This window comes from Tardiphaga sp., from assembly GCF_028290495.1.
GTDB lineage: Bacteria > Pseudomonadota > Alphaproteobacteria > Rhizobiales > Xanthobacteraceae > Tardiphaga.
Map to the genome: position 1 here is coordinate 1 of NZ_JAQGJT010000090.1, position 14,118 is coordinate 14,118.

Consider the following 14,118-nt stretch of genomic DNA (forward strand, 5'->3'; position numbering starts at 1 on the left):
CCCGGCGGCTCTTTTCCATACGATTGGAAAGCGTAGAAACCAGGAGTCGGCGATAGCGCCGGCGACTGCCTGGCTCACGCCTTTGAGAACACCCGGCTCGCCAGCACGTCCGACGCCTCCAGCGACATGATGTCGTCGGCGGAGAGCACGCGATCGAGATCGGCGACGAGCCGGTTGGCCTGACGCAGCCGCATCCGGTCCAGCGCGTTGCGGATCGAACGGGCATTGGAGAACAGCGGCTGGCTCTTGCGCAGCGCGATGTAGCGGACGAACGCCGCGCGGGCATCGGCGCTGAATTCGTAGTTCATATCACCAAGCATCAGTTCGGCGATCGCCAGCAATTCATCGTCGGCATAATCGGGGAAATCGATGTGGTGGGCGATGCGCGAGCGAAAGCCGGGATTGCTGCCGAAGAACTTGTCCATGCGGTCGCCATAGCCGGCGAGGATCACCACCAGGTCCTCGCGCTGCGATTCCATCACCTGCAGCAGGATCTCGATCGCCTCCTGGCCGTAGTCGCGCTCGTTGTCGGGCCGGTGCAGGTAGTAAGCCTCGTCGATGAACAGCACGCCGCCCATCGCCTTCTTCAATATTTCTTTCGTCTTCGGCGCGGTGTGGCCGATATATTGCCCGACCAGTTCGTCGCGCGTCACCGACACCACCTGCCCCCGGCGCACGAAGCCGAGCTTGTGCAAAATGCTGGCGATCCGCAGCGCCACCGTGGTCTTGCCGGTGCCGGGATTGCCGGTGAACGACATATGCAGCGTCGGCACTTCCGACGTCAGATTCATCCGCTTGCGGATACGCTCGATCAGCAGCAGCGATGCGATCTCGCGGATCCGCGTCTTGACCGGCTTCAGCCCGATCAATTCGCGATCGAGCTGGTCCAGCACCTCGCCGATGCCGATCTCGTTGAACTCCGCCCGCAGATTGATGCGTTCGACCGGCGCGTCGCTTGGCTCGGCCACCGCGAGCGTGCTCACGATCCACCGTAGCGCTGGCCCTCGGGGAAATCGACGGCGTAGGATTTGGTGGTGTAGCGGATGTTGCGGCCCTCGACCTCGTGGCGCTCCAGCCGGAAGCCGGGCTCAACCGCGGGCCGGTTGACGATGAAGGACAGCCGCACCGATTCCCAGCCGTGGCTGGAATCGAATGCCGACAGCCGAATGTAACGATCGCCATAGACCTTGCGGCATTCGTTGAGCTCCATCATCACGCCGGAAGCGTCGCGCAGATCGAACATCGGCAGGCCCCACATCTCCCAGAAATTATTGCGGGGGTGCGGATCGTCAGTGAATTCGAGGTTCACCGCCCAATCGTTGTCCAGGCAGTATTGCACCTGCCGGGTTATCTGGTCGTCGGTGAGATCGGGCAGGAACGAGAAACATCCTTGGGTCACGCGCATTGCTTTGTTCCTTACATGGCCACGCTGGCGGTGGGGACATAGTCCGGCATGTCGGTGGATTCATAGTTGAAGGTGACGTTCTTCCAGACCTCCAGCGCCGATTTCAGCGGCGTGCAGGTCAGCGCCGCCTTTGCGAGAATCTCCGGGCCTTCGTGCAGATAGTCCCGACCCTCGTTGCGGGCGAGGATCATCGCCTCCAGCGCCACGCGGTTGGCGGTGGCGCCGGCCTGGATGCCCATGGGATGGCCGATAGTGCCGCCGCCGAACTGCAGCACTACATCCTCACCGAGATGGCCCAGCAACTGGTGCATCTGTCCGGCATGAATGCCGCCGGACGCCACCGGCATCAGCTTGTTGAGGCTGGCCCAGTCCTGATCGAAGAACACGCCGTGCTCCAGCCGCATCGGGTTGTGGTCTTCGCGGCAGATGTCGTAGTAGCCGCGCGTGGTCGCCGGATCACCCTCCAGCTTGCCGACCACCGTGCCGGCATGGATGTGATCGACGCCGGCCAGCCGCATCCATTTCGCGATGACGCGAAAAGAGACGCCGTGGTTTCGCTGCCTTGTATAGGTGGAGTGCCCGGCGCGGTGCAGATGCAGGATCATATCGTTCCTGCGTGCCCACTTGGCCATCGACTGGATCGCGGTGTAGCCGATCACGAGATCGATCATGATGATAACCGAACCAAGTTGCTTGGCGAATTCGGCGCGCTCGTACATATCCTCCATCGTGCCGGCGGTGACGTTAAGATAGGTGCCCTTGATCTCGCCGGACGCGGCTTGCGCCTTGTTGACGGCCTCCATGCAATACAGAAAGCGCTCGCGCCAGTGCATGAAGGGCTGCGAGTTGATGTTCTCGTCGTCCTTGGTGAAATCCAGCCCGCCCTTCAGCGCCTCATACACCACGCGGCCATAATTGCGGCCGGACAGGCCGAGCTTAGGCTTCACGGTAGCGCCGAGCAGCGGACGGCCGAACTTGTCCATCCGCTCGCGCTCCACAACGATGCCGGTGGCCGGACCCTGGAACGTCTTCACATAGGCGACCGGCAGCCGCATGTCCTCCAGCCGCAGCGCCTTCAGCGGCTTGAAGCCGAACACATTGCCGATGATCGACGCCGAGAGGTTGGCGATCGAGCCGTTCTCAAACAAATCGAGGTCATAAGCGATATATGCGAAGTATTGCCCGGGCCCGTTCGGGACGGGATCGACGCGGTAGCATTTCGCGCGATATTTTTCGGCCGCCGTGAGGCGATCGGTCCACACCACCGTCCAGGTCGCGGTGGAGGATTCGCCAGCGACCGCGGCGCAGGCCTCGATCGGATCGACGCCTTCCTGTGGCGTTACACGAAACAAAGCGATGATGTCGGTGTCCTTCGGCACGTAGTCGGGCTCCCAGTAGCCCATTTTCTTGTATTCCATGACGCCCGACTTGTAGCGATCCTTGCCGCGGACCGTGATCGAAGCATGCTCGTTCATGTGGGTCTCCTCAGGTTATGCGTTCAGCGGGGATCGTGTGGTTGGTCATTCGGCGGCCGCGGTCATGCCGATCTGCGGATCGAGCGCGCCTGAGCGATAGCGCTTCGCCATCTCCGCCAGCGGGATCACCTTGATTTTCGACGCATGGCCGGCGGTTCCGAATTGCTCGAAGCGCTCGCGGCAAAGGTCGCGCATCGCGTCCATCGCCGGCTTGAGGAATTTGCGCGGATCGAATTCGCTCTTGCTGGACGACGCCACCTTGCGGAACGCCGCAGTCATTGCGAGCCGGCAGTCGGTGTCGATATTGACCTTGCGCACGCCGTGCCGGATGCCACGGACAATCTCTTCCACCGGCACGCCCCAGGTCGGCTTCATCTCGCCACCGAATTCGTTGAACATGTCCTGCAGCGGCTGCGGCACCGAGGACGAACCGTGCATCACCAGATGGACGTTCGGCAGCCGGCGGTGGATTTCCTCAACCACGTTCATCGCGAGGATGTCGCCGTCCGGCTTGCGCGAGAACTTGTAGGCGCCGTGCGAGGTGCCCATCGCGATCGCCAGCGCATCGACGCGGGTGGCGCGGACGAAATCAACGGCCTGTTCGGGATCGGTCAGCAACTGATCGCGACTGACCTGACCTTCGACACCGTGGCCGTCTTCCTGCTCGCCGCCGCCATGCTCCAGTGAGCCGAGCACGCCGAGTTCGCCTTCCACCGAGGCGCCGATCCAGTGCGCCATCTCGACGACGCGGCGGGTGATCTCGACATTGTAGTCATAGTCGGCGGCGGTCTTGGCGTCGGCCTTCAGCGAACCGTCCATCATCACCGAAGTGAAACCATGCTTGATCGCAGTGGCACAGGTGGCTTCCTCGTTGCCGTGGTCCTGATGCATGCACAGCGGGATCTGCGGATACATTTCCTCCAGCGCGTCGATCATCTTGGCCAGCATGATGTCATGGGCGTAGGAGCGCGCGCCGCGCGAGGCCTGCAGAATGACCGGCGCATCGACCGCAGCGGCCGCCTCCATGATCGCCAGCCCCTGCTCCATGTTGTTGATGTTGAAGGCCGGCACGCCGTAGCCATGATCGGCTGCGTGATCGAGCAATTGCCGCAAGGTAATGCGTGCCATGAATCCTCCAGTTGGTTGATGCTTGAATTCTCGCTATTTCGCCCCGCGCTTGCGTTCGATCAATTGCAGGATCAGCGGCGTCAGGATCAGTTGCATCGCCAGATCGAGCTTCGATCCGTGAATCACGATGGAGTTCGCGCGCGACATGAAACTGTTGGGGATCATCGACAGCAGATAGGGGAAGTCGATGCCGCGCGGCGTCCTGAAGCGGATCACCACCATCGATTCATCCGGCGTGGGTATCCAGCGCGCGATGAAGGGATTGGATGTATCGACCGTCGGCACGCGCTGAAAGTTGATGTCGGTATCGGTGAATTGCGGGCAGATGTAATGGACGTAGTCCGGCATCCGCCGCAGGATGGTGTCGGTGACGGCCTCGGTGGAATAGCCGCGATCGCTGCGGTCGCGGTGCAGCTTCTGGATCCATTCAAGATTGATAACGGGGACCACACCGATCTTGAGGTCGGCATATTGAGCGACGTTGACGGTTTCGGTCACCACCGCGCCGTGCAGGCCCTCGTAAAATAACAGGTCGGATTTGTCCGGCAGGCACTGCCACGCGGTAAAGGTACCGGGCGCACCACCGTGCTTTTCCGCTTCGATGTCGTCGTGGATGTAATAGCGAGTCTTGCCGGTGCCGGTGGCGCTGTAGTCGCGGAAGGTGGTTTCCAGTTCCTCGAACAAATTGGTGTCGGGGCTGAAATGGCTGAAGTGCTTGTTGCCGCGCTCTGATTGTTCCGCCATCCGGTTGCGCATTTCGAGGCGGTCATAGCGATGGAACGCATCGCCCTCGATATAGGCCGCCTCGACTTTCTCGCGGCGAAAGATCTGCTCGAAGGTCCGCTTCACCGAAGTGGTGCCCGCGCCTGACGAGCCGGTGATCGAAATGATCGGATGCTTTCGCGACATGAAGCCCTCTAGACACGGAAAAGGCCCCGGCGCGCGAACAACGGATCGGCCTTGGTCGCGGCGGCGGGATCTTGGTGCAGCAGTTCGATGCGCTGGACCTTGCTGATCGAACCCATGATCAGGGGCACGCGCTGGTGGATGGCGGAGGCGGCGAGATCGAGGATGCGCGCGCGGCCGGTGATGGCGCCGCCGCCGGCCTGCTCCATGATGAAGGCCATCGGATGCGCCTCGTAGAGCAGCCGCAGACGACCATCGCCATAGCCCTCACGGGCATCCGACGGATACAGGAACACACCGCCGCGGATCAGGATGCGATAGGCTTCCGCCACAAGCGATGCGATCCAGCGCATATTGAAATTCTTGCTGCGCGGGCCTTCCTCGCCGGCGAGGCATTCCTCGACGAAATCGCGCACCGGCTGTTCCCAGTGGCGATGATTGGAGGCGTTGATGGCATATTCAGCGCTCTCGGCCGGAATTTTCACGCGGCTGCGGATCTGTTTGTAAGTCTTCTCGGCGCGGTCGAGCGTGAAGATGTCGACACCGTCGCCGAGCGTCAGAACCAGAGAGGTCTGCGGACCGTACACGACGAAGCCGGCGGCGATCTGCGCGCTGCCCGGAGCGGTGAATGGCGTCTCGCCGGAGACGGCCGGCATGATCGAGAAGATCGTGCCCACCGTCATGTTGGTCTCGATGTTCGAGGAACCATCGAGCGGGTCGTAAGCAATCGAGATCGGCCCGGAGGCGTCGCCGACCTCATAGGTCTCGGCCTCTTCCGAGGCCAGCGCCGCATAAGGCACCTTCTTCAGCGTCGCGCGGATGATCTGGTCGGCGCGGACGTCGAGGTCCTTCTGGACGTCGCCATCGGCATTCTGGCCGCCTTGCGCCTCGCCGGTAATCCCGGCCAGCGCGCCGCGGCCGATCAGTTCGGAAATCTCGATGGAGGCCGCCGCGAAGGCATCCACGGCCGCCGCCACCGCGAGACGGACGGGGTCCTGCCCTGCGAACAGATTGGTGTGCCGAAACAGCGTCAGGTCGTTGGTCATCGTCGCCTCCCAGGAAATGCACCGCCCTTTTGGCACGAGGCGTTGTTGCATTGACCCGCCCGAAGGCGACCGCTCCTGTTGCCCACAGATATTGACGACTGCCCGTAAATAAGGGAAATTTCGTTATCTTAGCTCTGGCAAAAGATTTATTTATATGTCGAAGCGCTTTCGGGATGTCTCGATCCGCCAACTGCGCGCTCTGGCTGCCCTTGAAGCCAGCGGCAGCATCACGGCGGCCGCTGCAAAACTGCATCTGACGCAGCCGGCGGTGACGCTGCAGTTGCGCAATTTGCAGGCGCTGGCAGGATTGCCGCTGATCCAGCGCACCGGCGACGGCATGCTGCTCACCGACGCCGGGCGCGAGGTGCTGGCGCTGACCGAGCGCATCGAGGCCGCGATGGCGGCCTGCGCGACCTCGCTGGAGATGATGGCCGGCAAAACCGGCGGGCGGATCTCGATCGGCGCGGTATCGACCGCGAAATACTTTGTGCCGTTTGCGATCTCCGGCTTCTCCCAGCTGCATCCGGAGATCGAAGTGCGGCTGACGATCGGCAACCGCCAGGAAATCTGTGCGGCGCTGCGCGGCTACGATCTCGACTTCGCCATCATGGGCCGGCCGCCGGTCGATATCGAGATGGACGTCGATCTGATCGGCGATCATCCGCACGTCATCATCGCCCCCACCGCGCACCGGCTGGCGAAGAAACCGCGGCTGGCGCTCGGCGATCTCGCTGATGAGACGTTCCTGACGCGCGAGCCAGGCTCCGGCACACGCGGGCTGATGGAGCAATTGTTCGAATCCGCCCGGATCCGTCCGACCATCGGCATGGAGATGAGCAGCAACGAGACCATCAAACAGGCGGTGATCGCCGGGCTCGGTATCGCCTTCATCTCGGCGCATACGGTGGCGACCGAACTCGACGAGCGCCGGCTGGTAATGCTGGATGTGGTCGGGCTGCCGATCATCCGGCAATGGTTCGTGCTCGGCCGCAAGGACAAGGTGCTGCTGCCGCCGGCACAGGCGATGCGACGGTTTCTCGGAGAGCAAGGCGCGCAATTCCTGCCGCGCACCCAGGGCCGGCTGCGGCTGACGCGCGCGTCGAAGCCCGCGGAGCACTGAGACGACTGGCGCCGGGTCCGCCCCCGGCCTTGTCGCCGCCGGAAGAGCCGATATGATGTCCGCCGATGCAGCCCCGCTCCCGCCGGCACGCGGCCTGATCCATCAGATGACGCACAACGCCTGAAACAGCTTCCGCGACGCGGGGGCGGTATCGCTCGGCGATATCGCATGGAAAGAGACTGAGAATGACCACGACTATTGCCGACTACGCCACGCCCGTCAGCGTGGTGAGCGCGCTCTATGCGGGCACCAAGACCCTGCACGCCGAGGCCGAGCGTTCCGGCATCATCCGCGAACTGCTGCGCGGCCAGGCCACGCGCGAGGGCTATATCCTGCTGCAACGTAATCTGCTGCCGGCCTACCGCGCGCTGGAAGCCGGCCTTGAACGTCACCGCGATACGCCGGCGCTTGCTGCACTGGCCGCCTATCGCCTTGATCGCGCCTCGGCGCTGGAGGCCGACCTCCGCGCGATGTGCGGTGGCGATTTCTCTGGCGTGGCCCTGCTGCCCGCCAGCGAAGCCTATGGGCAGCGGATCGAGGCAGCCGCCAGGGGCGACGGCGAACTACTGATCGCGCATGCCTATACGCGCTATCTCGGCGATCTCTCGGGCGGCCAGATATTGAAGCGACTGCTGGCCAAGACGCCTGGCCTGCAGCCGGATGAACTGTCGTTCTACGATTTTCCCGGTCATGCCGATCTGGCGGCGCTGAAGGCCGGCTATCGCGCCGCGCTCGATCGCGCCGGCACGCTGGCCGCCGATCCGCAGGCGATCATCGACGAAGGCTCAACGGCGTTCTCGCTGAACATCGACCTGTCCTGGGCGGTGCAAAAAACGCTGCTGCCGACGGCGGCCGCCGCCGAGTAAACGCATCCGGCAAGTTCAGCTGCGGGACACTGCAAAAACCCGCAGCGGCTTGTCGTAGCCCTTGATTGGTCGTTCGCCGACGCACGTCACATCGACGGTGCCGTCCACTGCTTCGGCGACAACGGCATCCAGCAGGATCTGCGCATCGACCGCCGAACCGCACAGCCGCGACGCCAGATTGACGACGCTGCCGATTGCGGTGTAGTCGATGCGGCCTTCATAGCCGACCGTGCCGACGGTGGCCGCCCCCATCGCGACGCCGACGCCGAAACCGATGGTGTGGCCGGCGGCGCGCCAGCCGACGATCAGCGCTTGCACCGCGGCCTGCATATCGATGGCAAGCCGGAGCCCGCGCAGCGCCGGCTCGTCGCATTCGACCGGCGCGTTGACCAGCACCATCAGCCCGTCGCCGGCAAAGCCGGTCAGCGTCGCCTGGTGCTGTGTGATCACCGCGCCCAGCGCTGCATAGTACTCACCGAGCACACCCATGATGATCTCGGGCGCGGCATGGGCGGAGAACGCCGTGAAGCCGCGCAGGTCGCCGAAGATCGCGACCACCTCGCGCCTCTGTCCATCGAGCAGCCCCTGCTGTCCCGAATGCTCGACCAGCTCCGCCACCTGCGGCGCGAGGAAGCGCTTCAGCCGGTTGATGCGTTCGGATTTCTCCTTGGAAACCGCGAGCTCGCCGGCCATCTCGTTGAATCGATCTGCGAGCTGTTCCAGTTCATCGCCGGTGGACATCGCGATCCGGTGGTCGAACTGCCCGGCCCCCACGCGCTGCACGCCATCTTCCAACTGGCGGATCGGCCCGGACATTCGGCGCGCCAGCCACCAGGCCAGCGACAGCGCGAACAGCGAACCGATCGCGATCAACGCCAGCGAGCGCCACAACGCGGCGCGGATCGACTCAAAGGCCTCCTGCACCGGCTGCTCGGCGATCACGGTCCAGCCGAGACCGTCGAGGCGCGCGGAGGTGGCGATCACCGCCTCACCATCGGCATCGGAGGTGACGACCGCCGCGCCGTTGCCGGCGGCGACCGCGGATCTGAGCCGACCGAAGCCGTCGGAGGCGCTGTTGCCGCGTAATACCAGGCTGATGTCGGGGTGCGCGATCAGCCGGCCGGAATCGTCGATCACAAAGGCCTGGCCGGTATCGCCGATCCTGATTGCGGCGATCACCTCCCAGATCAGTTTCAGGTTGATGTCGGCGATGGCAATCCCCGCCGCCGCGCGATTGCCGGCCATGGCGATGCTCATGTACGGCTCGGAGCCGCGCTCGTAGCGGACCGGCCCGAACCAGACCTTGTCCGCGCGGGCACCGGCGACGGCCGGGTCCGCCGACATGTCGACGCCGCGGCCCACCCGGTTCAGGCCGAGGCGCGAGACGAAGGCGCGTTCGATGCCGGCCTCATCGACCAGCGCAATCGACGAGATCGCCGGCACCTGGCGCAACAGCCGCAGCGCATCGATGCGGTGCCGTTCGTCCTCGCCCGGGGTCCACGGCAGTTGCACCACCCAGCCGAGCTGGTCGCGGATGCCGTCGACGAAGGTCTGAATGCGGTTGGCAGCCGAACGCGATTCCGCCTGAAGCAGATCGCCGAGCATGTCGCGCTGGTCGCGGTAGCCGAACCAGGCCTCGCTCGCGGCGCCAAGCAGCAGCGGCACCACCACGGCGATGAACAGCGTGACAAAATATTTGACGAACAGCGAGCGCCGCGGCCGGCTCAATCGAATTCGCCCCGGAGGGGCCAGCGGTCTCTCCATGGTTACGCGGTCACTTCGTCGGGCGGCAACATGTGCGCGAGGCTCTTGACCGACATGGCTCCGAATGACGCGCCCGCGCGCTTGGCGAAGGCCGGCCTCAGCCTTCCGATGCGAAAAGTCCGAGCCGGCTGCGCCATTCCGGGGCGCGGCAAGCCCGCCGCAGCAAAAGCGGCCAACAATACGGACAGGTCGCATCGTCTCATTCGAAGACCTCTGCGGCGGCGGTGATCAACAGTGCCGGTCGTCATCATCTATCATGGATTTATCCCGCCAGGAGCGCACAATCGGGAAGTCCTCCTTCTCCCCGGTCGGTCCAAATTAGGCATGCGCCGACGACGTACTTGATTGGATCGACCTTGTCGGATATGCGCGAAGCCGGTGCTTTTACCGGGACGGCGAGATAGTTCAACATGCAACGACGCACCGTCCTGGCGGGAATTGCGGCGACGCTGGCTTCCGGTCCTTCGGTCGCGCAGGCGCGGGTCGGGATGCGCCTGGGCGTGCTGATGGCCAACGCCGCGACCGACCCCGTGGCGCAAACCTATGCCGCGGCGCTGCTGCAGGGCCTCGGAACGCTCGGCTGGCGCGACGGCGTCAACCTGCGGATCGACTGGCGCTGGGCCGGCGGCGACCTGCCTTTGCTGGAGCGCTACGCCGCGGAGCTGGTCGCCTCGCCCCCCCACGTGTTGTTTGACCAGGCCAGCCCGTCGGTCGCCGCGCTGCGCCGCAAGACCAGCAGCATTCCGATCATCTTTGCGATGGTCACCGACCCCGTCGGGCAAGGCTTCGTCAAGAGCGTGGGCCGCCCCGGGGGCAACGCGACCGGCTTCAGCGATTTCGATCCGCCCATCGCGGCCAAATGGCTGGCCATGCTGACGCAGATCACGCCGCCGATCGCGCGCACAACCGTGCTCTACAACTCTGCGACGGCGCTCTATGCCGGGCTCATGATGCCGGTCATCGAGAACGCGGCATCGTCCTTTGCTCTCACCGTACGACCGGCCGCCTATCGGGACGCTGCCGAGATCGACGGCGTGATGGCGGAGCTGAGCCGCGAAGCGCACAGCGGCTTGCTGGTTCTGACGGACATCTCCGCCACCATTCATCTCGACGCCATCGTGGCCTTGGCCGCGCAGCATCGCCTGCCCGCGGTTTATTTTCAGCGCTCATTCGTGCTGGCCGGCGGGCTGATGTCCTACGGCATCGACTATGCCGACCTGTTCCGCCGTTCGGCTACTTACATCGACCGCGTCCTGAAGGGGGCCGTCGTCGCTGACTTGCCCGTTCAACGGCCTACCAAGTTCGAGCTGGTGGTCAATCTGAAGACCGCCAGGACACTCGGCGTCACCATCGGCGAGGTACTGCTCGCCAGCGCGGACGACGTGATCGAGTGAAGTTGTAGCCGCGGCGCCTCCACGTCTACCACTGGTACCGCACCACGCCCTTGCCGGCGTAAGAACGCGTCACATCCGAGAACTCGCCTTCAAAGGTCGCAGCCAGCGAGATGCCGCTGCTGAACTTCATTTCGCAGGATGGCGTCGCTGACGGCAGAGGACTTGTTGCTGCGCCGGCCGAGTTCGCGGCGCGGCGCCGTCCAAGGGCGAGGGGGTGAAGCGTCTCTTGTCCCGCACGCGATACCATGAGGACGGTGGGCTCAATTTAAAAAACTCTAGCTCCAGCTCACCAGCGGCGGCATCGAGCTCAAAATGGTTTCGATATTGCCGCCGGTCTGCAGGCCGAACATGGTGCCCTTGTCGTACAGCAAATTGAACTCGACATAGAGCCCGCGAATGGCGAGTTGCTCGGCGCGCTCGGCCTCGGTCCACCGCTCCATCATGCGGGCGCGGACGATTTTAGGGTAGACATCGAGGAACGCCGAACCGACATCGCGGGTGAAAGCAAAGTCCCTGTCGAAATCGCCGCTGTTGAGGTGATCGTAAAAGATGCCGCCGACGCCGCGCGCGGTGCCGCGATGCGGCAGGTAGAAGTAGCTATCCGCCCAGGCCTTGAACTTGTCGTAGTAGGCAGGGTCATGCGCATTGCAGGCGACGCGCATCGCGGCATGGAAGGCGACGGTGTCGGGCGCCTCCATCGTGCGCTGCGCCGCCAGCATCGGCGTCAGATCGGCGCCGCCGCCGAACCAGCCCTGCGCAGTCGAGAGAAATCGCGTGTTCATGTGCACGGTGGGCACCCGCGGACTGCGCGGATGCATGATCAGGCTGATGCTGGTGGAAACGTAATCCAGCTGCTCGCCATCGCCGGGCATTGTTTTCGCCATTTCCGGCGTCAACCGGCCGTTGGCGGACGACGTGTGGATACCGATCTTCTCGAACAGCCGCCCGCCGCTGAGGAAACCGCCGATTCCGCCGCCGGTTCCGGTGGCGCGTGTCCATGGCTTATAGGTGAAGGTGGCGGGGTCGCCGGGAAACAGCTCGGCCGGCGCCTCGCGCTCCAGCGTCTCGATCTCGGCGCAGATTCTATCGCGCAGCGACTCGAACCAGATCCTGGCCCGGTCGCGCTGCTGATCGGCGGAAATACTGGGATTTGCGGTCATCTGGTTCATGTCGTTCATCTTCGTTGTTACGTCAATCACCCCACTATTTTCCGGCCACCGGCGTATTGAGCTGCGTCAATGGCAACGCCGCTTCGTGGGCGCCTGCTCGCCTCGCCAACCGCCGGGCGGCGGTGTATCAGGGACCGCCCATACGCCCTGCCGACCAACCACGGACACGCCGCTTGACCCAGTCCCCGACCGCCAAACCGTTCCTCGACGTGCTCCACGGCCACCGCCAGAACGTGCCCCCGCTATGGATGATGCGGCAGGCCGGGCGCTATTTGCCGGAATACCGCGAGGTCCGCGCCCAGGCGGGCGGCTTTCTCGACCTGTGTTTCAATCCGGATTTTGCCACGGAAGTGACGCTGCAGCCGATCCGGCGCTTCGGTTTCGACGCCGCGATCATCTTCTCGGACATCCTGGTGATCCCCTACGCGCTCGGCCGCTCGGTCCGCTTCGAAGTCGGCGAAGGTCCGCGGCTCGATCCGCTGGACACGCCGGAGAAGGTGGCGACGCTGAACCCGCAGGCGGATTTCACCAAGCTTGAGCCGGTCTACGAGGCGCTGCGCCGGGTCCGCGCCGAACTCGATCCGAAGATCACGCTGATCGGCTTCTGCGGCGCGCCGTGGACGGTCGCGACCTACATGGTGGCCGGCAAGGGCACACCGGACCAAGGGCCGGCGCGGATGATGGCCTACCGCCATCCCGAAGCGTTTGCCAAAATCATCGACGCCATCGTCGAGAACTCGATCACCTATCTGCTCGGCCAGCTCAAGGCCGGCGCCGACGTACTGCAAATCTTCGATACGTGGGCCGGTATCCTGCCGGCGCGCGAATTCCAGCGCTGGTCGGTGGAACCGACCAGGCGCATCATCGATGGCGTGCGAGCGAAAGCGCCGGGCGCAAAAATCATCGGCTTCCCGCGCGGCGCAGGCGCGATGTTGCCGGGTTATATCGAGGCCACCGGCGTCGATGCCGTCAGCATCGATTGGGCGGCGGAGCCGGCATTTATCCGCGCGCACGTGCAGAGCAAGGTTCCGGTGCAGGGCAATCTCGATCCGCTGGTGCTGATCGCCGGCGGCGAGGCGCTCGACCGCGCGATCGACGACGTGCTGGCGAATTATGCGAACGGGCCGTTCATCTTCAATCTCGGACACGGCATCCAGCCCGAGACGCCGATCGCGCATGTCGAACAGATGGTGAAGCGGGTTCGGAATTTTCGCGGGTAAATCTCAAACAATCAACCATTGCGTGCAATTCGATCTGATATAGAATGATCGAACTCGGTCGGTCCGGCGCGCAGGGAGGCCTGCTTGCGAGCGACGTGACAGTTGTAGCAGCAAGCTCACAAGATCCAGCCAAGCTGGAAATGACAGCTCCTTCAGCGTCCCTCCGTCTTCCGCCACGCCGCAAAATCCACCAGCGTCTGTTCGTCCGTCGCCGGATAGAGCCCGAAAATGCCCCTGCCCTTCTGCACCTGCTCGGTGACGAAATCCTCGAAAGCAGTCATTTCGAACGCTTCATTGGCGATCTCATCGGCGAGATGCGCGGGGATCACGATGACCCCGTCGCTGTCGCCAAGGATGACGTCGCCGGGAAACACCGGAGCGTCGCCGCAGCCGATCGGGCCGTTGATCTCAATGGCCTGATGGAGGGTCAGATTGGTCGGCGCGCTCGGGCGATGGTGAAAAGCGGGAAAGCCGAGTTTGGCGATTTCGGCGGAATCACGAAAGCCGCCGTCGGTGATGACGCCGGCGACGCCGCGCTTCATCAGACGGGTCACTAGGATGGCGCCGGCGGAGGCAGCGCGGGCATCCTTGCGGCTGTCCATCACAAGTACCGCACCGGGCGGGC

13 protein-coding genes are annotated in these 14,118 nt (G+C 64.0%); 4 read left to right on the forward strand and 9 right to left on the reverse strand.

Annotated elements, in window-relative coordinates:
- Window positions 1–74 precede the first annotated feature (74 nt).
- The 6 genes from cbbX to JWQ24_RS14940 are packed head-to-tail and all read right to left on the reverse strand — an operon-like array spanning window position 75 to window position 5,960.
- Complete coding sequence (gene cbbX, locus JWQ24_RS14915) at window positions 75–983, reverse strand: CbbX protein (protein ID WP_299809343.1); 909 nt, start codon at window positions 981–983, stop codon at window positions 75–77.
- Entirely contained in the window at window positions 980–1,405 is a 426-nt protein-coding gene (locus JWQ24_RS14920) for a ribulose bisphosphate carboxylase small subunit (protein ID WP_299809346.1), read from the reverse strand. Before JWQ24_RS14920 ends, cbbX begins: the two co-directional genes overlap by 4 nt.
- 11 nt (window positions 1,406–1,416) lie before the next feature.
- Window positions 1,417–2,880: a form I ribulose bisphosphate carboxylase large subunit gene (locus JWQ24_RS14925; RefSeq protein ID WP_299809349.1), complete on the reverse strand. Its 1,464-nt coding sequence runs from the start codon at window positions 2,878–2,880 to the stop codon at window positions 1,417–1,419.
- A 45-nt stretch (window positions 2,881–2,925) separates the two neighbouring features.
- Window positions 2,926–4,008 (reverse strand): class II fructose-bisphosphate aldolase, encoded by a 1,083-nt coding sequence (fba, locus tag JWQ24_RS14930; protein ID WP_299809352.1) that lies wholly within the window; start codon window positions 4,006–4,008, stop codon window positions 2,926–2,928.
- 33 nt (window positions 4,009–4,041) lie between these two features.
- Window positions 4,042–4,917: a phosphoribulokinase gene (locus JWQ24_RS14935; RefSeq protein WP_299809355.1), complete on the reverse strand. Its 876-nt coding sequence runs from the start codon at window positions 4,915–4,917 to the stop codon at window positions 4,042–4,044.
- Between the two features lie 8 nt (window positions 4,918–4,925).
- Window positions 4,926–5,960, reverse strand: a complete 1,035-nt coding sequence (locus tag JWQ24_RS14940; RefSeq protein WP_299809359.1) for a class 1 fructose-bisphosphatase — start codon at window positions 5,958–5,960, stop codon at window positions 4,926–4,928.
- Window positions 5,961–6,114: 154 nt separating this feature from the next.
- Between JWQ24_RS14940 and JWQ24_RS14945 the strand changes: the two genes are divergently transcribed.
- Window positions 6,115–7,080, forward strand: coding sequence for a LysR family transcriptional regulator (locus JWQ24_RS14945; RefSeq protein WP_299809362.1), 966 nt, complete (start codon window positions 6,115–6,117; stop codon window positions 7,078–7,080).
- 185 nt (window positions 7,081–7,265) lie between these two features.
- A complete protein-coding gene (locus JWQ24_RS14950) occupies window positions 7,266–7,946 on the forward strand; it encodes a biliverdin-producing heme oxygenase (RefSeq protein WP_299809365.1) in 681 nt (226 codons plus the stop codon).
- Between the two features lie 15 nt (window positions 7,947–7,961).
- Here the strand turns inward: JWQ24_RS14950 and JWQ24_RS14955 are convergent, their stop codons facing one another.
- Window positions 7,962–9,710 carry a cache domain-containing protein gene (locus JWQ24_RS14955; RefSeq protein WP_299809368.1) on the reverse strand — a complete coding sequence of 583 codons (1,749 nt, stop codon included), beginning with the start codon at window positions 9,708–9,710 and terminating at the stop codon, window positions 7,962–7,964.
- A 410-nt stretch (window positions 9,711–10,120) separates the two neighbouring features.
- Here JWQ24_RS14955 and JWQ24_RS14960 point away from each other — a divergent pair, with 410 nt between their 5' ends.
- Window positions 10,121–11,104, forward strand: a complete 984-nt coding sequence (locus tag JWQ24_RS14960) for an ABC transporter substrate-binding protein (protein ID WP_299809371.1) — start codon at window positions 10,121–10,123, stop codon at window positions 11,102–11,104.
- 275 nt (window positions 11,105–11,379) lie between these two features.
- Here the strand turns inward: JWQ24_RS14960 and hemF are convergent, their stop codons facing one another.
- The gene (gene hemF, locus JWQ24_RS14965) at window positions 11,380–12,282 is read right to left on the reverse strand and encodes an oxygen-dependent coproporphyrinogen oxidase (RefSeq protein WP_299809380.1); all 903 of its coding nucleotides are present in this window, start codon (window positions 12,280–12,282) and stop codon (window positions 11,380–11,382) included.
- A gap of 164 nt (window positions 12,283–12,446) precedes the next feature.
- Here hemF and hemE point away from each other — a divergent pair, with 164 nt between their 5' ends.
- Window positions 12,447–13,493: a uroporphyrinogen decarboxylase gene (hemE, locus tag JWQ24_RS14970; protein WP_299809374.1), complete on the forward strand. Its 1,047-nt coding sequence runs from the start codon at window positions 12,447–12,449 to the stop codon at window positions 13,491–13,493.
- 152 nt (window positions 13,494–13,645) lie between these two features.
- Here hemE and JWQ24_RS14975 read toward each other — a convergent pair.
- The coding region (locus JWQ24_RS14975) for a ribonuclease activity regulator RraA (RefSeq protein ID WP_299809377.1) at window positions 13,646–14,118 on the reverse strand (473 nt) is incomplete at its 5' end.

Coding starts and splice junctions, on each gene's coding strand:
- JWQ24_RS14920 (WP_299809346.1), bottom strand. CDS start 1,405: ATGCGCGTGACCCAAGGATGTTTCTCGTTCCTGCCCGATCTCACCGAC.
- JWQ24_RS14925 (WP_299809349.1), bottom strand. CDS start 2,880: ATGAACGAGCATGCTTCGATCACGGTCCGCGGCAAGGATCGCTACAAG.
- fba (WP_299809352.1), bottom strand. CDS start 4,008: ATGGCACGCATTACCTTGCGGCAATTGCTCGATCACGCAGCCGATCAT.
- JWQ24_RS14935 (WP_299809355.1), bottom strand. CDS start 4,917: ATGTCGCGAAAGCATCCGATCATTTCGATCACCGGCTCGTCAGGCGCG.
- JWQ24_RS14940 (WP_299809359.1), bottom strand. CDS start 5,960: ATGACCAACGACCTGACGCTGTTTCGGCACACCAATCTGTTCGCAGGG.
- JWQ24_RS14945 (WP_299809362.1), top strand. CDS start 6,115: ATGTCGAAGCGCTTTCGGGATGTCTCGATCCGCCAACTGCGCGCTCTG.
- JWQ24_RS14950 (WP_299809365.1), top strand. CDS start 7,266: ATGACCACGACTATTGCCGACTACGCCACGCCCGTCAGCGTGGTGAGC.
- JWQ24_RS14955 (WP_299809368.1), bottom strand. CDS start 9,710: ATGGAGAGACCGCTGGCCCCTCCGGGGCGAATTCGATTGAGCCGGCCG.
- JWQ24_RS14960 (WP_299809371.1), top strand. CDS start 10,121: ATGCAACGACGCACCGTCCTGGCGGGAATTGCGGCGACGCTGGCTTCC.
- hemF (WP_299809380.1), bottom strand. CDS start 12,282: ATGAACGACATGAACCAGATGACCGCAAATCCCAGTATTTCCGCCGAT.